This window comes from Peijinzhouia sedimentorum (assembly GCF_049340005.1).
Lineage (GTDB): Bacteria > Bacteroidota > Bacteroidia > Cytophagales > Cyclobacteriaceae > CAXBDP01.
On the sequence record NZ_JBMPIY010000003.1, the window covers coordinates 299,651 to 325,126 of the forward strand.

Annotated in this window: 21 protein-coding genes; 13 read left to right on the forward strand and 8 right to left on the reverse strand. The window is 39.4% G+C overall.

Translation table 11 applies throughout. The annotated features are described in order from the left end of the window. Positions 1–10 precede the first annotated feature (10 nt). Complete coding sequence (locus ACOXY8_RS06880; RefSeq protein ID WP_458330823.1) at positions 11–691, forward strand: ComF family protein; 681 nt, start codon at positions 11–13, stop codon at positions 689–691. Positions 692–982: 291 nt separating this feature from the next. On the opposite strand, the gene gldJ is transcribed toward ACOXY8_RS06880, so the two are convergent. Then, on the reverse strand, positions 983–2,191 hold the full coding sequence (gene gldJ, locus ACOXY8_RS06885; protein WP_458330824.1) for a gliding motility lipoprotein GldJ: 1,209 nt from the start codon (positions 2,189–2,191) through the stop codon (positions 983–985). 273 nt (positions 2,192–2,464) lie between these two features. Here gldJ and ACOXY8_RS06890 point away from each other — a divergent pair, with 273 nt between their 5' ends. Together ACOXY8_RS06890 and ACOXY8_RS06895 are read left to right on the forward strand one after the other, a co-directional pair. Next, positions 2,465–3,544 (forward strand): sensor histidine kinase, encoded by a 1,080-nt coding sequence (locus ACOXY8_RS06890; protein ID WP_458330825.1) that lies wholly within the window; start codon positions 2,465–2,467, stop codon positions 3,542–3,544. 31 nt (positions 3,545–3,575) lie between these two features. Further along, positions 3,576–4,295 carry a LytR/AlgR family response regulator transcription factor gene (locus ACOXY8_RS06895; protein ID WP_458330826.1) on the forward strand — a complete coding sequence of 240 codons (720 nt, stop codon included), beginning with the start codon at positions 3,576–3,578 and terminating at the stop codon, positions 4,293–4,295. Positions 4,296–4,423: 128 nt separating this feature from the next. Here the strand turns inward: ACOXY8_RS06895 and ACOXY8_RS06900 are convergent, their stop codons facing one another. After that, positions 4,424–5,233, reverse strand: a complete 810-nt coding sequence (locus tag ACOXY8_RS06900; protein ID WP_458330827.1) for an FkbM family methyltransferase — start codon at positions 5,231–5,233, stop codon at positions 4,424–4,426. 528 nt (positions 5,234–5,761) lie between these two features. On the opposite strand from ACOXY8_RS06900, the gene ACOXY8_RS06905 reads away from it, so the two are divergent. The 5 genes from ACOXY8_RS06905 to ACOXY8_RS06925 all read left to right on the forward strand — a co-directional run bounded on the left by ACOXY8_RS06905 (position 5,762) and on the right by ACOXY8_RS06925 (position 15,065). After that, positions 5,762–6,772 carry an isoaspartyl peptidase/L-asparaginase family protein gene (locus ACOXY8_RS06905; protein WP_458330828.1) on the forward strand — a complete coding sequence of 337 codons (1,011 nt, stop codon included), beginning with the start codon at positions 5,762–5,764 and terminating at the stop codon, positions 6,770–6,772. A 21-nt stretch (positions 6,773–6,793) separates the two neighbouring features. Next, positions 6,794–8,143 (forward strand): neutral/alkaline non-lysosomal ceramidase N-terminal domain-containing protein, encoded by a 1,350-nt coding sequence (locus tag ACOXY8_RS06910; RefSeq protein WP_458330829.1) that lies wholly within the window; start codon positions 6,794–6,796, stop codon positions 8,141–8,143. Between the two features lie 429 nt (positions 8,144–8,572). Beyond that, positions 8,573–11,002, forward strand: a complete 2,430-nt coding sequence (locus tag ACOXY8_RS06915; RefSeq protein WP_458330830.1) for a TonB-dependent receptor domain-containing protein — start codon at positions 8,573–8,575, stop codon at positions 11,000–11,002. A gap of 185 nt (positions 11,003–11,187) precedes the next feature. Beyond that, positions 11,188–11,907, forward strand: a complete 720-nt coding sequence (locus ACOXY8_RS06920; RefSeq protein WP_458330831.1) for an outer membrane lipoprotein-sorting protein — start codon at positions 11,188–11,190, stop codon at positions 11,905–11,907. 80 nt (positions 11,908–11,987) lie between these two features. Continuing rightward, positions 11,988–15,065 carry a VPS10 domain-containing protein gene (locus tag ACOXY8_RS06925; protein WP_458330832.1) on the forward strand — a complete coding sequence of 1,026 codons (3,078 nt, stop codon included), beginning with the start codon at positions 11,988–11,990 and terminating at the stop codon, positions 15,063–15,065. 78 nt (positions 15,066–15,143) lie between these two features. On the opposite strand, the gene ACOXY8_RS06930 is transcribed toward ACOXY8_RS06925, so the two are convergent. From ACOXY8_RS06930 to ACOXY8_RS06940, 3 genes are read right to left on the reverse strand one after another with little or no spacing between them, the layout of a single operon-like run. Beyond that, positions 15,144–15,695, reverse strand: coding sequence for an inorganic diphosphatase (locus ACOXY8_RS06930; protein WP_458330833.1), 552 nt, complete (start codon positions 15,693–15,695; stop codon positions 15,144–15,146). A 27-nt stretch (positions 15,696–15,722) separates the two neighbouring features. After that, positions 15,723–16,055 (reverse strand): Rieske (2Fe-2S) protein, encoded by a 333-nt coding sequence (locus ACOXY8_RS06935; protein ID WP_458330834.1) that lies wholly within the window; start codon positions 16,053–16,055, stop codon positions 15,723–15,725. Between the two features lie 41 nt (positions 16,056–16,096). Then, positions 16,097–16,681, reverse strand: a complete 585-nt coding sequence (locus tag ACOXY8_RS06940; RefSeq protein WP_458330835.1) for a YqaA family protein — start codon at positions 16,679–16,681, stop codon at positions 16,097–16,099. 129 nt (positions 16,682–16,810) lie between these two features. Here ACOXY8_RS06940 and ACOXY8_RS06945 point away from each other — a divergent pair, with 129 nt between their 5' ends. Next, positions 16,811–18,127, forward strand: a complete 1,317-nt coding sequence (locus tag ACOXY8_RS06945; protein ID WP_458330836.1) for an amidohydrolase — start codon at positions 16,811–16,813, stop codon at positions 18,125–18,127. Between the two features lie 53 nt (positions 18,128–18,180). Here ACOXY8_RS06945 and ACOXY8_RS06950 read toward each other — a convergent pair whose 3' ends face one another. Both ACOXY8_RS06950 and ACOXY8_RS06955 read right to left on the reverse strand, forming a co-directional pair. Then, positions 18,181–18,726, reverse strand: a complete 546-nt coding sequence (locus tag ACOXY8_RS06950) for a DinB family protein (protein ID WP_458330837.1) — start codon at positions 18,724–18,726, stop codon at positions 18,181–18,183. Between the two features lie 35 nt (positions 18,727–18,761). Then, complete coding sequence (locus tag ACOXY8_RS06955) at positions 18,762–19,799, reverse strand: DUF697 domain-containing protein (protein ID WP_458330838.1); 1,038 nt, start codon at positions 19,797–19,799, stop codon at positions 18,762–18,764. A gap of 146 nt (positions 19,800–19,945) precedes the next feature. On the opposite strand from ACOXY8_RS06955, the gene ACOXY8_RS06960 reads away from it, so the two are divergent. After that, positions 19,946–20,347 (forward strand): response regulator, encoded by a 402-nt coding sequence (locus ACOXY8_RS06960; protein WP_458330839.1) that lies wholly within the window; start codon positions 19,946–19,948, stop codon positions 20,345–20,347. Here the strand turns inward: ACOXY8_RS06960 and ACOXY8_RS06965 are convergent. Further along, positions 20,333–21,652: an amidohydrolase gene (locus tag ACOXY8_RS06965; RefSeq protein ID WP_458330840.1), complete on the reverse strand. Its 1,320-nt coding sequence runs from the start codon at positions 21,650–21,652 to the stop codon at positions 20,333–20,335. The genes ACOXY8_RS06960 and ACOXY8_RS06965 overlap by 15 nt on opposite strands. Before the next feature lie 162 nt (positions 21,653–21,814). On the opposite strand from ACOXY8_RS06965, the gene ACOXY8_RS06970 reads away from it, so the two are divergent. The 3 genes from ACOXY8_RS06970 (at position 21,815) to ACOXY8_RS06980 (ending at position 25,341) form a co-directional block, all read left to right on the forward strand. Further along, a complete protein-coding gene (locus tag ACOXY8_RS06970; RefSeq protein WP_458330841.1) occupies positions 21,815–22,402 on the forward strand; it encodes a YceI family protein in 588 nt (195 codons plus the stop codon). 74 nt (positions 22,403–22,476) lie between these two features. Continuing rightward, positions 22,477–24,732: a TonB-dependent receptor gene (locus tag ACOXY8_RS06975; RefSeq protein WP_458330842.1), complete on the forward strand. Its 2,256-nt coding sequence runs from the start codon at positions 22,477–22,479 to the stop codon at positions 24,730–24,732. Positions 24,733–24,750: 18 nt separating this feature from the next. Next, the gene (locus ACOXY8_RS06980) at positions 24,751–25,341 is read left to right on the forward strand and encodes a nitroreductase family protein (RefSeq protein ID WP_458330843.1); all 591 of its coding nucleotides are present in this window, start codon (positions 24,751–24,753) and stop codon (positions 25,339–25,341) included. Positions 25,342–25,476: the final 135 nt, after the last annotated feature.

The window sequence follows — 25,476 nt, forward strand, 5'->3', positions numbered from 1 at the left end:
TTGGAGGCACATGATCAATGAATTTATTTCATTATTTTTTCCGGATTGCTGTGTTCATTGCAACGAAAGCTTGGTAGATGGTGAAAAACACCTTTGTACCATTTGCCGAATTCAGCTACCATATTCAAGCAACAATGAAAAAGAGCGGGAGGTAATATTAGAGCGATTCGTGTTCGAAAACCGTCCAACAGATGCGTATTCCTTATTGAAGTTCCATAAAAAGGGAATTACCCAATCGCTACTGCATGAACTGAAGTATAAAGGCCAGCAGACAATTGGAAATATGATGGGTGAATGGCTAGCCACGAGGCTTATCGAATCCAATCATTGGCCAGGCATAGATTTTATAGTTCCTGTTCCTTTGCACAAAGCCAAATTACGTCAAAGAGGCTTTAATCAAAGTGCATGTTTCGGGCAGGGGATTGCAGAAGTTTCCAATACTGAAATGAAGCCAGATTTGATTCGTAGAATTAAGCCTTCGGATACTCAAACCAAGAAATCACGATTGGAGCGATGGCAAAATGTGGAGAGCATCTTTGAACTTACTGAACCAAAGCTAGTAAATGGCAGCAGCATTTTGCTGATTGATGATGTATTGACTACTGGGGCTACAATGGAAGCTTGTATTCAATGTTTGAAGAAAGGTAATCCACATGAGATATATGTAGCTGTTGTCGCGGTGGCGCAGTGATGGAAGGTTTGGATTTTGAGGACTTAAATAGTTGGTTTTTAATGTTTTGCATTTTAATTGTTCCTGAGGGATAGGAGCGACACGCTCGCGCCAGCTTTGGAGAAATCAAGGGAGCATGCTCCTTTGGCTAGAGCAAAAAATTTTCTGGTGAACGGGTGACTCATGAGCATAATTTGCAAAAGCGTGGTAAATTTAATTTTCTCGGAATGACGGCAAGCTGGACCGTTCATCACCAAAAGAAAAAAGCGACCTATTGCTAAGTCGCTTTTTCAAATATTGTTGAGTTTTAGATTATCTACCTGGAGCAATCATCGCAGCACGGAAACCAATAGTAGCAGTACTACTATCTTGAGTCATATATCGTCTTGTACCTGGAGATAACCAATAAGCAATATCTGCCCATGATCCACCTTTATATACTCTTATTTCATCCGTAATCAGCGAATTATAGCCTTCGCTATCATAATTACTTTCCTCATCTTGATATCCGCTTCTACGCACTGGGTTCAAATCCGAGAAATCTTCGAATGAAAGTGGTCTATACACGTCAAATACCCATTCATTCACATTTCCAGCCATATTGTATAAGCCAAAGTCATTTGGAATGTAAGAGTATATTTCTTCTGTAATAGTAGCACCATCATTTGGCGCACCTGCAATACCAGCATAGTCACCACGGCCACGTTTGAAATTAGCGAGGAACATCCCTTGTGTATTTTTGCCATAAGGGTTTCTTAAGCCCCTGCCATCCCAAGGGTATAGTCGTTGATGCATTTGCATTTCATCGTCGAACTGTGTGCCGATCATGCCTTTAGCTGCGTATTCCCATTCGGCTTCGTTTGGTAGTCTGTAAGATGGTAGCGCTATACCACGAGCCAATAGATCCATTCTATCGATATACTCGCCTTCAGCCTCCCGCACAATTAGCCCTGCTCCATCGGCAACCATTCTGTTTACGGCTTGCGTTCTCCAGATGCAATAGTCATTTGCTTGTGCCCAGCTTACGCCAACTACTGGATAGTATCTGAATCCAGCATGACGAAGGTAATACTCTACGTAGGAATCGTTAAAGGAAAACTCACTTGCCCAAACAAGAGTATCTGGCAAAGCGGCCTCATACACTTCGAATACTGAATCTCTTTTGAGATAGAACAAGTATTCGTTCCAGTGAATATTGGCAACTTCTGTTTCATCCATAAAGAATGAGTTTACAGTCACCGTTCTTTCGATATTATCTCTACTGTAGAGGATATCCTCCTCAAGAGAACCGAGTACTGTACGGCCGCCTTCGATAAATACCAAGTTGGGACCTACAGGCATATCGGCAATTTCTGGCACTTGGAAACCATCAGTATCATTGTACCCTAAGCCAGTAACTGTACTAAAGCTTCCAGGACTTTGGGCATCGGGATTTTTGCCGGCGCTTAAAAAACAAGAACTTAAACTCGCCGATGCGGCAAGAATAAGAGCTAAAGAATAAAATCTTTGGATACTTCGCATATGAAAATCCTTATTGAAATAGGCCGAAATATACGGCAATAATTGAATAACCTAAAAAACGACAAATTATTGCAAAACGTTCTAAAAGCCAAAATATACTACAAGTACAGCTTAAACGGTAATTCGTACCATGTATTATGTTCGATATAAAATTTATTAAACTTTAAAAATATTTTGTCAATCGTTAAAATATCCGCTAAACAGCCGCTTTTTCCACTAGTTCAAGGAGGTTTGTATATTCAAAAATAGGGAGCAACTTTGTAGAAATTAGGCATGACAACAGAAACACCGAAAATTTCGCACAGCAAAGCATACTGGGCTTTACAAGGTTTTGGTTGGGGTATTTATTTCATCCTCAATCAAATAATATTTCTTTCCATTCTTGATTTTAAGCAAAGTGCTCTACTCAATTTCTTTTTGGTTGCAGTAGGTTTTTCGCTTTCTCACTTATTTCGCTCTCTTATCCATCATCAAAATTGGAAATCGCTCTCCATAGGTAAGTTAGTGCTTAAGGTTGTAATCGCAAGTGCTGTAATTGGTTTAATTTGGGCGTTTATTACGATTCCATTCAATTTATACATACTGGATGGAGGTGAAGTTGACACAGTCGAAACTTCCAAATCAGCGGGTTTTTCTACTATTCTGAGTATCTTATTGATGACAATAAACTATGCCATCACTATTTTTGGTTGGTCACTTATATATTTCAGTTATCATTTTTTTAGCCAGTATAAGCAAACTGAAGTAGAGAAATGGAAACTAGAAGCCGCAGTAAAAGACGCAGAATTAATGGCGCTCAAAGCACAAATAAACCCACATTTTATATTCAATAGCCTTAATAATATCCGCTCCTTAATTGTAGAGGACGCCGAAAAAGCACGTGACATGATCACGCATTTGTCAGACTTGCTTAGATATGCAATACATTTTAGCAACCAAGAAACGGTGACTTTGCGTAGAGAATTGGAAGTGGTAAAAAACTATTTGGACTTGGAGTCCATCCAATTTGAGGAAAGAATGAATTACAGTATTGATGCAGACGAAGACTGTATGGATGTGAAAATACCGCCAATGGTAATACAGCTATTAGTGGAGAATGCTGTAAAACATAGTTTGGCCTTGATAAAGGCGGGAGGAGAAATTCACATTAATGCAAAAAGGCTAGATGGGGAAATGGTGGTGGAAGTAAAAAATACTGGACAGCTTAAAACCAGCGTTAATGGCGCAGGTATTGGGTTGAAAAATGCAACCGAACGATTACAAATACTATTTGGCAAGCGGAGCAATTTGAGTGTAAAAAACTCAAGCGACAATAATGTAACTGCCAAATTTACTGTACCTTTAAATGTGTAATTTGCTGTAATTGCAGCATAACAACAAACCTATGAAAGCACTAATCATTGACGATAGCAGACTTGCTCGTAACGAACTAAGAAGATTATTAAAGGATTACGATAAGATTCAGATTGTAGGTGAGGCTGGCGATGCAGAAGAAGCCATAGAGAAAATCGATTCGCTAAAACCTGCCTTACTTTTCTTAGATATTCAAATGCCTGGAAAGGACGGCTTTCAGTTACTTGAAAGTCTCGACAAAGTGCCAGATGTGATATTCACCACCGCTTATGATGAATATGCTCTCAAAGCCTATGATTTTAATGCGTTGGATTATTTGGTAAAGCCTATCGAAAAGCAAAGATTAGCTGCGACGATTAGTAAGGTTCTACAAAGAGAGAAAGAAGTTGAATCTCGCACAGAGAATCAAGAGCTGCTTGGACTCAACGATCAGGTTTTTGTAAAGGACGGCGATAAGTGCTGGTTCGTGCAGTTATCTACCGTTCGTTTATTTGAGGTCAATGGCAACTATACTACTATTTATTTCGATAGTTCAAAGCCAATGATTCCACGCACCTTGAATTACTTAGAATCTAGACTAGACGACAAAGTATTTTTTAGAGCCAACCGACAACAGATCATTAACCTAAAATGGGTCGAACGTATCGAGCCTTGGTTTAGCGGCAGTTTAAAAATATACCTTAAAGGAGGTCAAGAGGTAGAAGTCTCCCGCAGACAAACAATCAAATTTAAAGAGATAATGAGCTTGTGAGTCGGGTTGAAGGAGAAGGGTTTTGAGTTGAAGGGAAATCGGGGTGATTCATTGATTGTCTCTTTTTCTCATCAACCATCAATAGTTTTCCCTCTCAACCCATATCTCATAACCTCTATTCATCCTTTCTATCTAAGTTCTTCGATCAGCCCCTTATCAGATTTATGGACGGCTAGGTAATTGAGACCGATGAAGTCTTCCATTTCAATATTGTAGGGTTTGAATTCTACAGACTTGGGATAAATTTTTCCGATCTGATATCCATACTTATTTAACAATTCATAGAAGTCCCTAAGTAGGAATTTGGATAAGATATTATTTAGGTTGTATTCGAATTGAATGACCCGAATCTTGTGTTGTTGTAAATATTCTTCTAGGCCTTTTAATACTAGATAGTCGGAGCCTTCTGTATCGATTTTAAGGAAATCAATCTCTTGAATATTCGCTTCAAGACAATATTCTTTGCTATTTCTTAGGCGGCAAAGAACTTTCTGAACAAGCGTATTTTCTAATTTTATATCATATATACTGGTAAATGTAGAGCGATCTGGAAAGTAGTTGAACTCTAAAGACTGTGTTTTATCAGACAACCCGAAGTTGTTTAAATGGACGTATTTGTTTGGAGATACTCTCGCATTAAGTTTTTGGAAAGTTGCTGGAATAGGCTCAAAAGAATGAATACTTGCATTGGGAAATTTGTTTGACGCAAGGATCGACCAATCGCCCACATTCGCACCAACATCAAAAACGATTTTTGGATTATGCTTCGAGAGAATTTTGATTACCCGTAATTCGCCATTGGTATTATGGTCATTATTTCTGTTTTCGTAAATTGAGATATACTTTTTGGCAAGATTGAAGAGAGACTTGAAAATTGGTGAAGATCGCCTATTTGATATAAAAAGATGAATTTTTTTCTTGAAGGGATGCTTTGCCATTATTCGTTATTCAGTGAAGATGCAAAAGTGAATGTATTATAAAATTAGCCAAACATTTAGATTTTGTATCAAAGTATTGGAAATAGGATTAATCTCGTCTTCCCTAGTGCACTTATTTAATTAGAAGCAAATGTTGTTAAAAAAGTAGAGTTTACCTGTTTTGGGATAGGTTCGTTTGGCAAAAGCGTGTAGATGTGAGAAGGTAGAGACAGAGCATATCCTGTCTCTACAGCGTTGGGGTTTTGTAGAAATTGTGATTGATTTGATCATGGGAGATGCGATTAATTGCACCTCCTACTATGTTTTAGTGATTATTTTAACTGTGATTTGTATTCCTCAATCAATCATTTTTTCAGCAAAATATAGCCTAATGTTCTACTACGGGTAATTGGGAATGGTATTGATCACCCTCCCGCTTTTTTTTCCCATAAACAGTCCTTTAGTCTCTATCAAATTATTCTTCAATAGTTAACAGAACCCTAATTCAGACATTTTTTCTTACTTTAGAAATTATTATCCAACTATACCATGAGCCAATTGAATAACCGTCGAGTATTTATCAAAAAGAGTCTGCTAGGAAGTGCTGCGCTTAGCAGTATAGGCTTGGTCGGGTTAAATTCCTGTCAAACTGAAAATTCTAATTCAGCTGAACCAATTGCTTCAAATGAATCAAATAAACCTCTTGTGATCTCCACTTGGGATGCTGGCTTAGCAGCAAATGCCGAAGCATGGCGAACTTTAGAAGCGGGAGGTTCTGCTCTCGATGCAGTGGAAGCTGGCGTGCGGATAACCGAAGCCGATATTAAAAATACTACTGTAGGCATTGGCGGCTCACCCGATCGAGATGGCTTTGTAACCCTCGATGCTTGCATTATGGATCATAAAGGTGGTTGCGGTTCGGTAGCATTTTTGGAAAATATTGTCCATCCCATTTCAGTGGCTCGCAAGGTAATGGAAAATACGCCTCATATAATGTTAGTGGGTGAAGGTGCGCTAAAGTTTGCTAGAGAAATGGGTTTTGAGGAGGTGAATTTATTAACTGAAGATGGCAAAAGAGCATGGGAAAAATGGCTCGAAAATCAAGAATATAAGCCTAAGATAAATGTAGAAAATCATGACACTATTGGCATGTTGGCAATAGATGCAAATGGACATCTATCTGGCGCATGTACTACAAGTGGCGCCGCCTATAAAATGCGCGGGAGGGTTGGCGATAGCCCAATAATTGGTGCAGGTTTGTTTGTAGACCAGGAAGCGGGTGCCGCTACAGCAACTGGACTTGGCGAGGAGGTAATCCGAAATGCAGGTAGTGCTATTGTGGTAGAACTGATGCGCCAAGGAGCCAAGCCAATGGAAGCTTGCAAAGAAGTAGTAGAGCGTATTATTCGCAAAAACCCTGAATCACCTGAACTGCAAGTTGGTTTTATAGCCCTCAATCCAAATGGAGAATATGGTGGATATGCCATCCAAAAAGGCTTTACCTATGCAGTGCATTCACAATCTGGAGCAGAATTGCTTAAAGCAACAGCTCATTTCTAATCGACCAAGTATCTGCTTGCAATGAAAAAGCTGCTTAAAATTTTGGCCATAATTATCTTTTTGCTATTAGCAATCACTTTTGTCTTTATCCAACCAGTAGATAGAGAGCACTACAGCCAGAAACCACATTATCAAGCAACATTGGATGAGTTATCTGCTTTCTCGAATCTGCAATTAGATGGTGATACTTTGAAAGCTGGTTGGGCACAGGTACCAATTATTCCACCATTCCAAACGGCAATGGCTGGCTATGGCGATAGAGAGGGGGCTCTGTATGAAGGTATCAAGGACACACTCTGGGTTAGAGCTTTTGTTTTTGATAATGGTACGACGAAAGCCGCATTGCTAAGTGCCGATTTATTGATTATCCCACCAGAATTGACTTTAGCACTGGAAGCTGATTTGCCGGAAATAGAATGGAACATCCAATATGTTTATCTCACAGCAACGCATACGCATGGTAGTATCGGAGCTTGGGCTCCAGGTTTTACGGGGGATAAGTTTGCAGGGGAATACAAACCTGAGGTGATAAAATTTCTTAGCGAGCAATTTAGATTAGCTGTTCAATTGGCCGAAAATGATTTGGTGAAGACCAAAATTGCCTTTGCAAAAATTGAGGCTTCGGAATATGTAGTCAATAGATTGGTAGGAGAGGAAGGAAGCATCGATCCATATGTTAGGATGATTGAGTTAAAGCGGGAGGATGAAAAGAGCGCAGTAATTTATAGCTATGCTGCTCATGCCACTTGCTATGGAGCGGATGAAATGCACTTGCATGGCGACTATCCAACCCCACTCAGCGCTTATGTCAAAAGTTTTGGCTACGATATGGTAAGTTATATGGCTGGAGCTGTTGGCAGTCATGGACCTGCAGCAGATGAATTGCCTAATCAAGAGCAAATTGGCTATATGGTATTAGGACTTGGAGGAAAAATTCGCGGATCATTAGCTTCGATGGAGCCACAATACCAAAGAGAATTGGGAATAATCAACGCTCCGCTATACTTGGGAGAGCCGCAAGCCAGAATTAGCCAAAATTGGCGAATAAGACCTTGGGTTTTCAAGCAGCTATTTGGTGATTATGAAACAAGAATTTCAGGATTGCTTATTGGCAACAATTTATTGTTGGGTTTTCCTTGCGACTTTTCAGGTGAATTAGTTGCGCCAATTGAGCAACATTGGCAAGCAAAAGGATTTAATGGAATGATTAGCAGTTTCAATGGTGGCTACATTGGCTATATTACCAAAGATGTTCATTACGAATTGGATAGCTATGAAACTCGTATTATGAATTGGTATGGACCAAATAATGGTGCCTATTTTTCTGAGTTGGCAATAGAGCTCAGCAATTCCTTTTCAACCTCCCGCTGATTTTTGTGTTTTACTTATGGTTCCAATGGCATTTTTAGGCAAGATTATGTACCTCTTTTAAATTATTTTTGTCGGATAAAAACAAATACGTCAACAGGCTGTTAGGATTATGATTTCAGAACCTCAGCATTAATGATTGGATAGTTTTATGGGGATAGTTTGCTTAAACCACAGACTATTGAGTAAAAGTGCGGTTGGTAAATCAACTATTCATAAAATGTTGAGAGCCCTTTTGAAATCGCAGGTTTTCATGGTGGGACAGCGACGTCGTGAGATGTCGCTGTTTTTTATTGTTCAAAAATGAACGCAAGTGTACGCTATCAATACAAACTCTAAGTATCTTGTTTTATATAAAATGCTGAAAATAAGATAGTTAATTAGTAGGCACAAATATTCCTAATGTGTGGGAAAGCAATTAATACCACACACATGAAAACGTTTATTTTATCACTATTATTAATTTTTACGGTTATGGGCATGCAAGCCCAGCCAGCAGAAACCGCTACGATTACAGGAAAACTTGTGGATTCCAAAGGAGAGGCGATTCCATTTGCCAATGTATATCTTCAAAATATATCCACAGAAGCCAAGCTTAGCAATGTAGCTACAAGTATGGAAGGCACATTTACCATCAGAGTAAATGAAATTGGAACCTATACTTTGAACGCTACTTTTTTAGGTTTTGAGACGTTCACTTCGGAGCCAATAGAAATTAGCTCTTTTCCATTTGAGAAGAACCTTGGACAAATAACCATGGCAGAAGAAGCCATGGAGCTGGATGGTGTCCAAGTGAAAGGCATGCGTCCTCAAATTGTTGTTGAGACCGACAAAATGGTGATGAATGTAGAAAACTCTGCTTTGACATCGGGCAATAATGCCTTGGAAGTACTTGAAAAGGCTCCAGGAGTTATTGTGGACAATGATGGCAATATCCTTTTGAATGGCATGAGCGGTACAAGAATATTAATAGATGGCCGTCCTACGTATTTATCGCCAAAGGAATTGGAAAATTATCTTACAGGAATGTCGGCAGAAAATATCAAGAATATTGAGATAATAACCAACCCATCATCCAAATACGATGCAGAGGGCACAAGTGGAATTATCGATATCAAATTGAAGAAAAACACCCTTAGCGGTATGAATGGAAGTGCCAATTTGGGTACAGCTTACAACGATTTGCACAGCTACTTTGGAGGCCTCAATTTGAATTACAAAACAGGCAAATTTTCTAGCTATCTCAATTTAGATAAGAGCGATAGACGCAGACAGAGATATTTTGATATTTCAAGAGATTTCACTCAAAGTCAAGATTTTGAAGGGATTCGCCAAGATGCAACCATGACTGATGGAACGAAAAGCACCAATTTACAGGCAGGTGTTGATTTTCAAATTAATGATAATCATTCTATCGGTGCAATGGCCAAAAATGTAATGAACGACGGAACATTCAATATGACTTCCGACACACGTTTATTGTCTGAGGCATTTCCCGGCCGTTCGGTATTTGCTACGAATCAGATAGTAAGCGATTTCCAACAAAGAGCATATAACCTTCATTATGTTGGTAAATTAGACACATTAGGAAGCTCCCTTTCATTTGATGCCGACTATTCAGGTATGATTGCCAATGAATATTCCACTTTCGACAACTTGTTTTTGCAGGATGGCGAAGTTACCGGACAAGACGAGTTGCTTACTTCTGACAACCCCACTTCATACGATATATATTCTGTAAAAGCAGATTACACTAAGAATTGGGCAAATAAAATGAAGCTAGAATCTGGTGTTAAATTCAGCAGAGTTATATCAGATAATGACGTAATCTTTTCTTATAAAGAGGGTGATACCTGGGTGATAGATCCAAACAGAAGCAATCACTTTTTGTACGAAGAAGATATATATGCTGCTTATGGAACATTACACACAAGCTTGGGCGACAAATTCAAGTTGCAAGCTGGACTGCGGGTGGAATCTACTCAAGCTGAGGGTTATTCACATACATTGAATAAGCGCACACCACGGAACTATACAGACTTTTTTCCAAGCATATTCTTGAATCAAAAGGTAAGTGACAATTATACTATAAACTATAGCTACAGCCGTAGGATTTTCCGTCCTCCTTATGCTATGCTTAATCCGTTTTTATTGTATGCCGATCCATACACATTTATCCAAGGCAATCCAGATTTGATTCCTTCTTATACCAATTCATTTGAACTTACGCAGGTATTCAAAGGGATGTACAATTTCACTTTGGGCTACCAGGCTGCTAGTAATGTAATTACCGAAGTTCCTTTTCAAGACGATGAAAATCAGACTACTACATTTATGAATACCAATTTGAATAATAGCTATTCGTACATGGCTCGATTGGTAATTCCTACTGAAGTAACTCCTTGGTGGAGCATCAATACCTTTGGTAATATTAGCTATCAACAGTTCAAAGCTGAATTGGACAATTTCGAAATCGACAATTCAAGATGGACGGTATATCTACAAAATCAGCATTCATTCTCACTACCACATGGCGTCAAGTTCGAAATGAGTGGAACTTATCGCGGCCCCATCTATTATGGAGTGTACCAAATTGGCGGACAATTATGGGCTGATGCTGGAATCAAAAAGTCATTCATGGACAACAAGCTCGATTTGGCCATCAATGCTACCGATATATTCAGATCGAGAAGAGATAAGTTGTTTGTAGATTTCCAAAACCAGAATACAGTGATGGATAACTATCAGGGTAATCAAAGTGTAAGGTTCACCGTAAGGTATAGATTTAGCCGTGGCGAGAAATTCCAATCGCAAGCGAGAGGCGTTGGAAATCAAGATGAACTGATGCGTACCGGGAATTAAGCCAGACAATTAAAAAATGTTGATATTTTACAAAAAGCTGAATGAAAGTCTCATTTGGCTTTTTGTGTTGGTATTCTTATCCGTGAAAAACTCCCTTTGCCTGCATAATTTTATAATTAATCATTTTATCGCTCATTTTGGATCGTTCATTGCTAATTTTGGAGAGGAAACTAAATTACCAAAACATGAGAAAATTATTTAGAGGAGTCGCTACAGCATTATTACTGGTGGGTGTAATGTCCGTGCAAGCGCAAAGTGTAGATGAGATTTTGGCAAAACATTTCGAGACAATCGGTCAGTCGAAATTGAGCAATGTGCAAACAATGCAAACCGAAGGCAAAATTGTTGTTCAAGGTTTGGAAATCCCTTTCAATCAGAAATACAAAAGAGAAGGGAAATTCTATATGGAATCTTCCTTCCAAGGGATGAAGATGGTACAGGCATTCAATGGTGAAACAGGCTGGCAAGTAAACCCACTTATGGGTATGACTGAGCCACAAGATTTATCTGGTATGGAGCTGAAAAATGCTCTCGAAAACTCTGATATTGATGGACCTTTGCACAACTACGCTGCAAAAGGACATAAAGTAGAATTACTTGGTAACGACACCTTCGAAGGTGCTGATGTATTTAAAATAAAGCTTACTAAGTCTGACGGAACAGAAGCTACTTACTTCATGGATGCAGATAACTACGTTTTGCTTAAAACAGAAGTAACCATGGTAGTAGAAGGAAACACAGTGACTTCTAGCGCAATAATGGGTAATTACAAAGAAGTGGACGGAGTAATGATGGCACACAGCATCACCACAAGTGCAATGGGTCAAAGCATGAATTTGATCTTAGATAAGGTGGAATTCGGTGTAGAAGTAGATGATTCCTTATTTACTAAACCAGGCAAGTAATTCCTTGTCAAAATAAAATTATACAAATAGCCATCGATGAAAATCTGATGGCTATTTTTTTGCCCAAAACAGAACAAACAATGAAAAAATATCTATTAGCACTCCTTCTGCTCCTAAGCTTTCAGATCCAAGCTCAAGAAACGCCACTAAGTACCGCCACATTTGGTGCAATGGAAGTGCGACAAATTGGCCCAGCTACAACGAGCGGAAGGATAAGCACCCTCGATGCAGTTCACAGCAATCCTAATATACTTTGGGTAGGTGCTGGTGGTGGTGGAGTATGGAAAAGTGAAAATGGAGGAACCACCTTTAAGTCCGTATTTGAAAAACACACCCAATCTATTGGCAACATTGCTATCGATCAGCAGCATCCCGAAACTGTGTGGGTAGGCACAGGAGAGCCATGGATTCGTAATTCAGTATCTATTGGCAATGGCATTTACAAAACGGTAGATGGTGGAGAAAATTGGACACATTTAGGCTTGGATGCCACCGAGCGCATAGCCAAAGTGATTATCCACCCACAAGATCCAAACATCGTGTATGTGGCAGCGATGGGTCCACTTTGGGCCAATGGCGAAGATCGTGGAGTGTACAAAACAATCGATGGCGGTCAAACTTGGAAAAAAATCCTATATATAGATCAAAGGACAGGAGCTTCCGATTTGGCTATGGACCCTGCTAATCCGGAAATCCTGTATGCAGGAATGTATTCTTTCAGAAGGACTGCATACGATTTTGTTTCCGGAGGTGAAGGTTCTGGACTATACAAAAGCACTGATGGCGGCGCAAATTGGACGGAATTGAAGCAAGATTTGCATCCAGGAATGAAGGGCAGAATTGCCCTAAGTGTAACTCCGGCAAATCCAGATGTAGTGTATGCTTTAATAGAAAGTGACAGCACAGCATTGTTCAGGTCGAGCAACAAAGGTGAAAACTGGACAGAAATGAATCGCACCAGAACAGTAAGCGAGCGTCCTTTTTATTTTTCATTATTGGTAGCAGATCCAACAGATTCCTCCCGCATTTACAAGCCTGGGCTCAACCTCAATGTAAGTAGCGATGGAGGAAAAGTCTTTGCGACGCCATACAATGTTAACCCGTTAGGCGGAATTCACGTCGATCATCATGCATTATGGGTAGGTTCCAAAGACAATAGCTTACTTTATCTAGGTACAGATGGTGGCTTATATACTTCACGTAATGGTGGTAGCAATTGGTCATTTAATCGAAGTTTACCTGTATCGCAGTTTTATCATGTAAGTGTGGACAATCAGCGTCCATACAATGTCTATGGCGGTTTGCAAGATAATGGGAGCTGGATGGGGCCATCACGTGGCACAGGTGGTATTCGCATTGCAGATTGGAAAAATGTTGGTGGTGGAGATGGATTTTATGTTTTTCCCGATCCTGAGGACTCCAATATTGTGTATTGGCAATCGCAAGGTGGAAATGTGCAGCGTTTTTATTTGAAAACAAGAGAGGCTAAATCCATAAAACCGACTAAAACTGCTGAAGAAGATAATCTTAGATTCAACTGGAATGCGCCAGTTCATATTGGTGCCAAAAGCAATGATCTCTATATAGGTGCTCAGTACCTTTATCGCTCCAGTGACAGAGGAGATACTTGGACAAGAATATCACCTGACCTCACTACAAATGACACTACCAAGCAGCAGCAAACTTCATCTGGCGGTTTGAGTAAAGAAAATACAAGTGCCGAAAATCACACTACGCTTATTACAATTAAAGAGTCGCCTCTAAATGATCAATTGATATGGGCTGGAACAGATGACGGCAACTTACAAATCACTCGAAATGGTGGTAAAAGCTGGGAAAATGTAATCAGCAATGTGCCAAACTTACCAGCAAATACTTGGGTAAGTTATGTGGAGGCAAGCCACTCTGTAGAGGGTCGTGCATTTGCTACATTCGATGGGCATCGTGCGGGCGATATGAATAGCTATGTGTATATGACCGAAGATTATGGCAAAACATGGAAAGCACTTGTAGATGAAAATATCAGCGGATATGCCCATGTAATTCGTGAAGATCCTAAGAGTGAAAATCTGTTGTTTTTAGGTACCGAATTTGGCTTATTCATCTCTATAGATACAGGTAAAAATTGGGTGCGTTTCGAAGGAAATATGCCTCCAGTGGCGGTATTCGATATGGTTATCCACCCGATAGACAATGATTTGGTGATGGCAACGCATGGTCGTGGTATTTTCATTTTGGATGATATTACCGCTTTGCGCGGACTCAAACCAGAGGTGTTGGATACGGATGTTGCATTATTGCCTAGCCGTACATACAGAATTGGCGCTTTTGGTGGTCAGCAAATCTACCCTGGTGATGATGAGTATGTGGGACCTAACCCTACGGAGGAGGCTACTATTTCTTATTACTTGAAAAAGCGCCATGTATTTGGAGATTTGAAGGTAGAAGTACTTGATGATAATGGTGATGTAATTGCAGAATTACAAGCTGGAAAATCAAGAGGGATAAATAAAGTAGCATGGCCAGCCAGACAAAAGGCGCCAAGAGTACCTAGTTCTCAAAATACCATCAGCGCCAATTCTATATTTGGTCCGGCTTATCCTCCAGGCGAGTATAAAGTGCGGGTGGTAAAAGGAGATGAAACCCACGAAGGAAGTATTCTCTTGGAATATGACCCTGCCTCACCACATTCCACAGCCGATAGAGAATTGCAATACAAAGTAGTGATGGATGCATACAATCTACTGGAGGACTTAGGCTTTCTCAATGCTCAGCTATTGGATGTGAAAAGCCAAACAGACTCAGCTATTGTGAAGACAAATGGTAAATTGAAAGATGATCTTGAAAACTTCTCTAAACTAATGGAAGACTTACATAAGAGATTGGTAAGTACTGAATCAAATCAATTTGGTAGTGATGAGAAATTGAGAGAAAAAATAGCAGAGATTTATGGTGGAGTAAGTCGTTTTCAAGGTAGGCCAACACAGAGCCAAATTGATGGACTAGAAGCACTTAAAGTGGATGCAGCCAAAGAAAGAACCAAAGCAGAACAGGCATTCGATCAGATATTGACAAGTATTAATTCCTCACTTATGAATGAAAACCTTGCGGAAATAAAACTACTTAGCAAAGAGGAATACGATAAGCAAGAGCAGTAATCGTATTTTCCATTAGAATTGAAAAACCCAAGGTGAAGGAATTTCATCTTGGGCTTTTTTTGATATTTTGAGCAATCTTTATTTAATCAGTTGTTGATATTCCTGCTTATAAAGTTCAATACTTTCTTGAACGATTTTGAGAGCCACACTTTTCGGCAAGAAGCTCTCCACAACTACTTCCTTATTCTCTAGTTTTTTGTAATCTTCAAAAAAGCGAAGTACTTCTTTTTCGATATTTGGAGGTAATTGGTCTATATCATCGATATAGTTTACCGAAATATCATGTTGAGCTACGGCGATAATTTTATCGTCTTTTTCGCCACCATCAATCATTCGCATTACACCGATTACTTTGGCACTTACAAGGCAGAGAGGCTGAAAATCAATTTGAGAAATGACCAATATATCTAGCGGGTCATTATCGTCGCAATAAGTTTGAGGGATGAAGCCATAATTGGCTGGATAATGTACTGCAGAGAACAATACGCGGTCTAGTTTCAAAAGGCCACTTTTTTTGTCGAGCTCATACTTGGCTTTGCTGCCTTTGGATATTTCTATAATGGCATTTACGATTTCGGGAGATTCTTCACCAAATTCCACTGAGTGCCATGGATGATATGCTTTTTTCATAGTCTAAAATTTTTAAATCAATATTCCTTACAATTCAGGAACGCCCACAAAGATACCCTCCTGCTCTTGCTTTACTTGAAAAATTTTTGCGTCACGGCAACGATTCATCGCTTCTTTTCCAGTTTCCAAATTGAATCTGTACGTATGCCAAGGGCAAATCACCTCATTTTCTGCATTTAATGTGCCTTTGGATAATGAATCACCCAAGTGAGGGCAATCATTCTCAATGGCGTAAAAAACCTCCCGCTTATTTACCATGCATATTTTCAGATCACCCAATCGGATCACTCTTTTGCTATTTTCCGGGATAGCTTGGACTGCTTCTTCTTTACTTCTAAAAACTTTATACCATTTCATCATTCAATAGTGTTTGAATAAATTTAGGATAGATAAGGCAGGAATCAAAAGCTATTTGCCTTCCAGATAATGTAGGCATACACAATAAAGCGAGCGAGTCTAAATAGAGAGTAGAGAGCAAATTTTCGAGGAGGATAGCCTACAGAGCCTACAAGCATACAAATAGCTGAAAAAGGAAGCGGCGTTATAGAAGCTACAATGATTAAAAATGCGCCATATTCTTGGAGGTACAATTCGTATTTGCGGAAATAGCGACGCTTGAGATAACGATACCATACTGTATATCGAAACCGTTTGCCAATAAAATATGCTACCCAGCCTGCAGCATAGGAAATGAACATTAAGGCCAGTAATATTTGGATGTAGGTATTTACATCGCCACGATTGAGCCCCCAAATCATAAATATCTCAGGAGGAATAATCCCAAAGAGCATTTCGGAAGCTGTGTAAATCAAAAACATCACTTTGGGTCTGCTATAAAGCGGTTCCAGCCAGCTGATGCTATCTACATCTAAATTTTTCTTAAAGAAAATAAAGCCCAATACGAGAATTGCGAGGAAGGCAAAGCCCTTGAGCAAATTGCTAATAAAAAATTGATTTCTACTTTTATATTTTATCTCCTCAGACATACATCGGTATTACCTTGCAAAATTAGACAAAAGAAAATGAAGCAAAAGCACAAGCTTATAATTAAGTAAGCTTACAGAGATTTCATTTTGATTGAATATATGTAACTTATGCTATCAAATTCAACCGCTATGAACGTACGAAGTATCAAAAGGTCTATTCTAATTATTATTTTATTTTCAAGTAGTCTTTCAATTGCTCAAACGCCACAATCGATGGTGGAAACCATAATGAAAGCTTCCGATTCTGTAGAGCCTCAAGTAATTGAGTGGAGACGACATTTTCATCAAAACCCAGAGCTATCTAATAGAGAGTTTCAAACAGGTAAAACCATTGCTCAGCATCTTAGCGAAATGGGTTTTGAAGTACAATCTGAGGTCGCTTTGACTGGTGTTGTGGCGTTGTTGAAAGGAGGCAAGCCGGGCCCAGTTGTCGCCCTAAGAGCCGATATAGATGGATTGCCTGTGATTGAAAGGGTAGATTTGCCATTCAAATCGGTGGTTACTTCTACTTATATGGATCAGGAAGTTGGCGTGATGCATGCTTGTGGCCACGATACGCACATAGCGATGCTGCTAGGTGCCGCCAAAATACTTTCCGAAATGAAAGCTGAAATTCCAGGTACTATTAAATTTATATTTCAACCTGCGGAAGAAGGTGCACCAAGAGGAGAAGAAGGCGGAGCGAGCTTGATGGTGAAAGAAGGAGTATTGAAAAATCCTGATGTAGATGTAATTTTTGGTATTCATATAAATGCCCAAACAGAAGTAGGCACTTTAAAATACAGAGCGGGAGGGTTAATGGCCGCTGCTGATATTTTCAGAATCAATATAAAAGGCAAGCAAACTCATGGTTCTACACCTTGGACAGGCATCGACCCTATCATCGTGGCTTCTGATATTATCCAAGGATTTCAAAAAATTGTGAGTCGCCAAATGGATTTGACAGAAAATGCAGTCGTAATTTCAGTGGGCAAAATTGAATCAGGTGTAAGGAACAATATCATTCCAGAGTCGGCCTATTTGGAAGGTACTATACGCACATTAGATTATGATATGCAAGATGATGTCCATCGCAGGATGCGCCATGTTGCGAAAACGATAGGTGATTTATATGGTGCAGAGGTCGAAATTGAAATCCAAAAGCAAACTCCAGTTACCTTTAATCACTTCGAATTAACAGCCCAAATGGAGCCTACCTTACAAAAGCTAACGCAAAATGGAGGTACCTTGATAAATTCCAAGGCGATCACTGGAGCAGAAGATTTTGCCTTTTATCAATTGGAAGTGCCGGGGATGTTTGTGTTTGTAGGTGGAATGACGCCCGGCCAGGATCCAAGTACCGCAGCTCCTCACCATACACCAGATTTCAGGATAGATGAAGCCGGAATGAAATTAGGCGTAAGAACGTATGCGATGTTGGCGCTAGATTATTTGTTTGGTCAATAATGACAGAATAAAAAATTTCTAAAAGCTCTTGAGAATTATTTCTTTAGGGCTTTTTATTTAGAAGGCATAGATAGAAGAACGCCACGAGCTTGTTCCAAATGCCTTCTTTCATGAGAAATCAATATTTCAAATGCCTTTTCGAGTTTGTAAACAATATTTTTATTCGCTGGCGATGAAACTATTACATCTTCCTCAATTAGAGGTTTGCAAGAACTTATTAAGTCGGCAAATACCACATTATGGTCAATGAGTTTTTGCACTATATCCACAGAAAAGTCTGAATTTGTAGGCTTCCAAATTCCAAGAGTTTTCAGCTTTTTGGGATTATCCGGCTGCACCGATTTGTAGATTAAATTCCCAAAGAGCTTTACGAAAAAGGGTATTCTGGCTAATAGCGGTTTTTCTCTTTTGCCTGCCTTTAGGTCTTCTATTAGTGGGTAGTAACTTTCATTTATTCGAATAATATGATCTATATTTTGCGCAATGCTCCAAGTTTCAGCATTGGCTTTCCAATTCAATTGGTCTTGATTTAGCTGGCCAAAGAGCGTTTGAAATTCATCACTAATGGAAGCAAGCTCTTTATGCTGTTGAAAAGTCATAGTAATGGTTTATGATTTGAATCTAATTATAGGGTTTAGCTAATTTCCGGATTTTCATCCTTAGGAGTTTTCTCCGAGCCCCAACTTATTTTTCGAAAAAAGGAGCTAATTCCAGAACCGATATTTCGAGTGCCTTTTTCTACATTCTGAAATCCTCGCTTCATGGTATTAACACCTCTACGACCCAAGGCTTTTAAGACACCTTTTACTACTTGACTAGAGCCTCTAGTAACTAAATTACCCAAAAGTAAAGTTGCTTCAGCAAAGGCATTTTTACGAATTGAAAATCGAGGAGGCAATTTGGTACTGCTACAATATTGCCGACAAATAATACCAACTCTCAAAGTAAGGAAAGCATTGATGGAGCCTTGAAGCAATGAGTCCATTATCACATCCGTAACGTTACCAAACATAGGAATGCTTTTCCCGGCACTAGTTCCCATTACCGAATTGATGATAGGCTCTACTTGTTCAGAGATATCCATATCTTCTAATTCAGCAGCAAGTAGTGTGGTAATGGCTACATTTCCATAGAGCCAAGACATTTCCCTTAGAGATGGCCGTTGGTTGTATAATTTGGCAATCTGCCATACCATCCTGATTTGGGTAGCAAGTACAGTTAGTCCATCCAGTCTTCCATTTTGGGAAATAGCTGTTGTCAAAAATACTGCAGAAGCATTCCTTTGTATAATCCGATTTGATTCATTTTGGAGTAGTATTCTGGCTTGATCCAACCCTCCCGCCGATTCCAAATCCAATTTTTCAGCCATCAAAATTGGATGATTCTTCCAACGTGTTTTGAGCTTTTTCTCAAATGCTGGAATGCCAGCTTCATCGAGTGGATGGACAAGTGGAGCTGGAAGTCGAAAGTAGATATAAAAGGGAATCAGAAATAAAATTATGAGCAAGACAGAGCATACCACTAAAATAAATTTTCCAAATGACGGATTTATTTCACTGGCTAATTGTTGGATGAGGTGTAATTGATTGACAACGAACAACAGAAAAACTAGAATGAAGAACAGTCCTACGAATAGCATTAACTGTTGTATGAGCTTAGAGTATTGCGTCATTTGCTAGGATTATTGATAATTAATTACAATATTGTTAAAATAATAATAATTGACCCTCAGAAAAAATATTTTGATATTACTTAACATCAGTAAGTTACGATTATTTATATTTGCGTCACAGTCAATTTTGCAGAAGGGAGTATAATATGGAAAAGCTGAATAGTGTACTGGTAATTGACGATGATGATATTTTCAACTTCATCGCCACAAAGATAATTGAGAGAAATGGTATTTCTGATCGTGTGTTAACTGCTACAAACGGCGAGCAAGGTTTATCTATGCTCAAAGATTTTGCAAATAATGGCCATTTAGAATCTGTTCCAGATCTTATTTTGCTTGACATAAATATGCCCGTAATGAATGGCTGGATGTTTTTAGAACAATTCCGCAAACTAAAAGAAGTTCTTGGTAAGGACATTAAACTTGCTATTGTTTCCACCTCAGTAGATCCAGAAGACCAAGAGAAAGCTAAGAAATTCCCTGAAATCGGGATGTTTATTAGCAAACCACTGAAGGCTGAGGACTTGCGACTATTAACGGTTGCCTAATAAGTCCATTACAGCGGAGGTCATCGTCATTACGCCTATTTTTATACTAGGTTCAGGTAAAGGAGCAAATTTAGACGAGTGCAAGGATGGAAGTTCAGTTTCTCCACGTTCAAATGCAGCATATAAATTTGGCTCTACCGCACCCAACCAATAAATCATAATTGGAACATTGTCCTCAGTCCTTCCAAATTTCCCAAAATCTTCGCCTGCCATAACGGGAGGAACTTGTACCACGTTTTGATCTCCAATACTCTGTGCAAATACTTTTGCCAATCGATCTGTTAATGCAGGATCGTTGTAAACAGAAGGAGTAGATTCATTCCTGATGGATATTATCGGGTATTGATCTTCCCTCAGTCCTGCCGAAGCAGCTACGCCTTTAGTAATTCGTTCTATTTTGCTGATCATCTCATTACGCACGTCCTGAGAATAGGAGCGTAGCGTCAATTCCATTTTCACTTCATTAGGAATCACATTTCCTTTAGTCCCACCATGAATAGATCCTACTGTGAGTACAGCTGGCTCTAGCGGACTTATTTCTCTACTCACAATAGTTTGATAATCTAAAATTAGGCGAGCAGCCAATACTACAGGGTCTTTGGTGGTATGAGGATAAGCTCCATGCCCGCCTTCACCCATTACAGTGATATTGACCATATCTACATTTGCGAGGGCATATTCTGGACAATAACCCACCATACCTGCTGGCAAACTTGCGCTTGCATGCAATGCTAATGCATAATCTGGTTTTGGAAATTTCTCAAATAATCCCTCATTAAGCATAGCGATTGCACCACCACTCCGCTCCTCGGCTGGTTGGGCAATAAATACAAGGGTTCCACTCCATTGATTTTTCAGTTGCACAAGAGATTGTGCGGTAGCGGAAAAAACAGTCATATGTAAATCATGACCACAAGCGTGCATGGTAGCTACTTCATTTCCTTCGTCGTCCAATCCAAAGGCTTTGCTAGCGTAAGTCAATCCAGTTTCCTCCACAACCGGTAGGCCATCCATATCTGCCCGAACCATTACAGTGGGTCCATCGCCATTTTTGAGAATACCTACTACACCAAAGCCACCAATGCCTTCAGTCACTTCAAAACCTAGGCTGCGAAGGTTTTGAGCCATTTTTTTGCTACTTTGTTCTTCTTGAAAGGATAACTCTGGACTTGCATGAAGCTCTTTGTACATTGCCGTCCAGTCAGCCAAATGTTGATCTACAAAGGTGACAAGTTGATCTTGGCTATATATTTGACTAAAGGAAATTGAAAATATAAAACTAAGGAGGTAAACTTTGGTTTTCATATTTGTGTAATTTTGTATTGAATTCGTTAATTTGAGTATCCAAGAAAAATGCTTGAAGGGATACAATTTTAGCCAATAAAATCTGTTTCTATAAAGGTAACACAATTGAGATTCCTTGTAGGGCAAAATGGTTAAGATTATCAAGTTTTAAACAAAAAAAAGATGCCCTTACTAATTGGTTTTCTATTATTTTTTTCGTCGTGGCAATGGGTTGATACTCTTGAAGAAAGAGGTAAACTCATCACACGCAATGCATCAGTTTCCATTTACTCAAATGGAGTTCTTGAACCTATAAGGGCTACCAATGAGCAGATAGGTGGAGAAATAGATTTGGATGACAAAACATTCAATTTCAGAATACAAACTCCAGCTTTTGTATTTCCATCCAAATTGATGGAACGTCATGTAAATGAAGAATATTTAGAGACCCACCTTTATCCACAAGCTCACTTTAGTGGCAATTTTCCAGAGATTATAGATTTGAATCAAAATGGCGACTATGAAATCACAGCCATAGGAGATTTACAAGTACATGGCGTGACAAAAGCTCGCACAATCAAAGGCACAGTGACTGTACTCAATGGCGAGCTCAGCTTGAAAAGTCAATTTATTATTGTATTTCAAGATCACGGCATCAAAATTCCTACGCTGTTTTTCAATGATTATGCTACTCAAGTGGAAGTTACCGTGAGTGGAGAACTTGCCAAATTCAGTGCTCCGGAATCGTATAATTCATCTAGCAATAAATAACCTTAGAAAAGCAGTAACAGCCAATTCCCTTTGTTTTTATTTTCTCATAAGCTTTATTTTTCGAGATTAGCCACATGAGAAAAAATCCTTTCTTAATCTTACTATTGTTATTTTTTGGAGCTTCACAGCTTACTGCGCAGGTAAATATAACTGTGCTGGATAGCAGAGATAATTCAGCACTCGCACAAGTGCAGATAATTCACCAAGAGTCATCCTCCCGCTGGTTTACCAACGCAGATGGGAAGGCGCAAATCCAAGTTCAATTGCCAACTCAATTTACCTTTCAACTTATTGGTTATAAAGAACTTAATATAAATTTAGCTGAGAACCAAACTAATCCGATCGTCTATTTAGTAGCTGAAGATATTCTACTAGATGCGATAATGGTGCGCGCATTCGAGAGCGATAGACCCTTATTCGAGCAAGCCGCAGGTGTTCATTTTTTAGATAAAAAATCTATCCAACGTTTTCAGGAAAGTAATCTAGTGCCGGTGCTCAATATGCTGCCGGGCGTAAGGATGGAAGAACGCTCGCCTGCAAGCTATCGTGTGGGCATACGTGGGAGTTCGTTGCGATCTCCATTTGGCGTACGAAATATCAAAGTGTATTGGAATGAAATTCCACTAACCGAGCCAGGTGGCAATACACCTCTAAACCTACTTGAAACTGATAATGTGGATAATATAGAAGTGATAAAAGGACCTGCGGGAAGTGTGTATGGAGCCGGAACTGGTGGCGCTTTATTATTTAGCAAAGAGCTTGTAGAGGAAGGGTTTCGGGCAAATGCTAGTAGTATGGCAGGTTCCTTCGGTTTGCAGAAATATAGTTTAGGTGTGCAAAATGGAGGTGAAAATGGTGGGTTTGAATTACAGACCACTTGGCAAAAAGGTGATGGATATCGGGAACATAGTAGTTTCGAGCGAAAGACGATTCAACTAAATGGCACGGTAGAGGCGGGAGGGAAAGGGGAACTCAATGCTTTTCTGCTACTTTCCGATCTCAACTATCAAACTCCTGGAGGACTTAATGCCGCACAGCGTAGCGAAAATCCTAAACTTGCTCGTCCAGGTAGTGCGGATCAACAAGCGGGCATTTTGCAACAATATGTATTGAGTGGATTGGGCTACCAATTAAAACTCAATCCCGATTTGCAAGTAAAAGCAACAGGCTATATAAATGCTTCATATTTCGAAAACCCATTTATCCTAGACTATAAGCGCGATGCCCAGTCTGGAATTGGTGGTCGTATGCTGGCCAATTGGCAAGTCAGCTCCGAATTGAAAATTAGCGCTGGTGCTGAATATCAGCAATCACTGGTGCTTGCACGCAACTTTGGCAATCGTGGAGGAAGAGCAGATACGCTCCGTTTTGATGATGAACTGCGAACTAGCCAAAGCTTAATTTTTGCCCAAGCAGATTATGAATTGCCAGCAAATTTTATTTTCACTGCCGGTTTGAGCATCAATTCACTTTCATTCGACATTTACAGATTGTGGGATGCAGCATTGCAGACCAGCTATCAATTTGATAGAAATTTTAATGGAATAGCAGTGCCTCGCTTGGCATTGCTCAAGAAAATTGGCTATCAACATGCCCTACATGCTTCTTGGAGCAAGGGTTTTTCACCACCTACAATCCAAGAGGTACGCACCAATGAGGGCTCATTAAATCTTGGACTTGAACCTGAAAAAGGGACAAATTGGGAGCTTGGATATAGATTTCGTAGCATGGACAATAGATTAATGTTTGAAGCTAACTATTTCCACTTCATTTTGGATCAGACGATAGTAACACGTACCAATTCGGATGGTGTAGTACTATTTAATAATGCAGGAAGTACTCTGCAAAATGGATTAGAAATGATGCTTTCTTGGCAAGCTTTGAAGAAGTCATTTGATAGGATTGGGATCAGATTAGGTTCTTCATATACATATCACGATTTTACTTTTAGAGATTATTTGCAAAATCAAAATGATTTCACTGGCAATAAGCTCACTGGTGTAGCTCCACATACTTGGGTGAGCACAGCAGATATTGATTATGGTGATGGCTATTTCCTTAATCTCACGCATAATTTTACGGATGCAATTCCATTAAATGATGGAAATGCAGTGTATTCTAATGCGTATCATTTGGTTCAGTTAAAAATAGGTAAGACCATCACTTCTAAGAATGCTATATGGGAAATATTTGCTGGAGCAGATAACTTGCTAAATGAGACGTACAGTTTGGGCAATGATCTGAACGCTTTTGGCGGGAGGTTTTTTCAACCTGCACCAGAAAGGAATTATTTTGGAGGAATTAAAATTATGCTAGGGAACAATCAATAATGTAAATAAGTAAAGCATATGAAAATAGAAGAAGTACATCAGTTAATTAGAAATCGCCGTTCCCTATATCCGGCGCAATACACTGGAGAAAAGATAGAAGATAGTATTGTCCAGGAAATTTTAGAAAATGCTAATTGGGCTCCTACTCATAAGCATACAGAGCCTTGGAGATTTATCGTATTCACTGGGGATGGTTTAGTAAAACTGGCCGATTATCAGTCTGAATTTTATCGTAAGCAAGCCGAAGCTGCGGACAATTTCAATGAAGAGAAGTATCAAAAATTGAAGAACAACCCACTGAAAGCATCGCATGTGATAGCCATAATCATGAAACGTGATCCAAAAGAAAGCATTCCAGAAATTGAAGAGATTGAATCCGTAGCATGTGCAGTACAAAATATGTATTTGACCGCTTCAGCTTATGGGTTGGGAGCATATTGGGGAAGTGGAGGAGTTACTTATATGGAAGAGGCAAAACCATTTTTTGGTCTTGAGGAAAAGGATAGGTTGTTAGGCTTTTTCTATATTGGAAAAGTGCGTGAAGGCTTGAGTCCAAAAGGAAGAAGAAGTCCGATCGAAGAGAAAGTTGCTTGGGTGAATACGCTGTAACATCGACTTTTCACAGTTAATTGCTCATTGTAAATCTTTGTGAGGTCATTCAAATGAGAAGTCCAGCAAATGGTACTAGCCATCTTTTCTCATACATTGTTAAAGCTTCACAACATTTCCAATTAACTAAGGTTG

Coding starts and splice junctions, on each gene's coding strand:
- ACOXY8_RS06940 (WP_458330835.1), bottom strand. CDS start 16,681: ATGTCTGAGGAGATAAAATATAAAAGTAGAAATCAATTTTTTATTAGC.
- ACOXY8_RS06880 (WP_458330823.1), top strand. CDS start 11: ATGATCAATGAATTTATTTCATTATTTTTTCCGGATTGCTGTGTTCAT.
- ACOXY8_RS06930 (WP_458330833.1), bottom strand. CDS start 15,695: ATGAAAAAAGCATATCATCCATGGCACTCAGTGGAATTTGGTGAAGAA.
- ACOXY8_RS06980 (WP_458330843.1), top strand. CDS start 24,751: ATGAAAATAGAAGAAGTACATCAGTTAATTAGAAATCGCCGTTCCCTA.
- ACOXY8_RS06960 (WP_458330839.1), top strand. CDS start 19,946: ATGGAAAAGCTGAATAGTGTACTGGTAATTGACGATGATGATATTTTC.
- ACOXY8_RS06950 (WP_458330837.1), bottom strand. CDS start 18,726: ATGACTTTTCAACAGCATAAAGAGCTTGCTTCCATTAGTGATGAATTT.
- ACOXY8_RS06970 (WP_458330841.1), top strand. CDS start 21,815: ATGCCCTTACTAATTGGTTTTCTATTATTTTTTTCGTCGTGGCAATGG.
- ACOXY8_RS06890 (WP_458330825.1), top strand. CDS start 2,465: ATGACAACAGAAACACCGAAAATTTCGCACAGCAAAGCATACTGGGCT.
- ACOXY8_RS06965 (WP_458330840.1), bottom strand. CDS start 21,652: ATGAAAACCAAAGTTTACCTCCTTAGTTTTATATTTTCAATTTCCTTT.
- ACOXY8_RS06905 (WP_458330828.1), top strand. CDS start 5,762: ATGAGCCAATTGAATAACCGTCGAGTATTTATCAAAAAGAGTCTGCTA.
- ACOXY8_RS06920 (WP_458330831.1), top strand. CDS start 11,188: ATGAGAAAATTATTTAGAGGAGTCGCTACAGCATTATTACTGGTGGGT.
- ACOXY8_RS06945 (WP_458330836.1), top strand. CDS start 16,811: ATGAACGTACGAAGTATCAAAAGGTCTATTCTAATTATTATTTTATTT.
- ACOXY8_RS06975 (WP_458330842.1), top strand. CDS start 22,477: ATGAGAAAAAATCCTTTCTTAATCTTACTATTGTTATTTTTTGGAGCT.
- ACOXY8_RS06925 (WP_458330832.1), top strand. CDS start 11,988: ATGAAAAAATATCTATTAGCACTCCTTCTGCTCCTAAGCTTTCAGATC.
- ACOXY8_RS06915 (WP_458330830.1), top strand. CDS start 8,573: ATGAAAACGTTTATTTTATCACTATTATTAATTTTTACGGTTATGGGC.
- ACOXY8_RS06935 (WP_458330834.1), bottom strand. CDS start 16,055: ATGATGAAATGGTATAAAGTTTTTAGAAGTAAAGAAGAAGCAGTCCAA.
- ACOXY8_RS06895 (WP_458330826.1), top strand. CDS start 3,576: ATGAAAGCACTAATCATTGACGATAGCAGACTTGCTCGTAACGAACTA.
- ACOXY8_RS06900 (WP_458330827.1), bottom strand. CDS start 5,233: ATGGCAAAGCATCCCTTCAAGAAAAAAATTCATCTTTTTATATCAAAT.
- ACOXY8_RS06955 (WP_458330838.1), bottom strand. CDS start 19,799: ATGACGCAATACTCTAAGCTCATACAACAGTTAATGCTATTCGTAGGA.
- gldJ (WP_458330824.1), bottom strand. CDS start 2,191: ATGCGAAGTATCCAAAGATTTTATTCTTTAGCTCTTATTCTTGCCGCA.
- ACOXY8_RS06910 (WP_458330829.1), top strand. CDS start 6,794: ATGAAAAAGCTGCTTAAAATTTTGGCCATAATTATCTTTTTGCTATTA.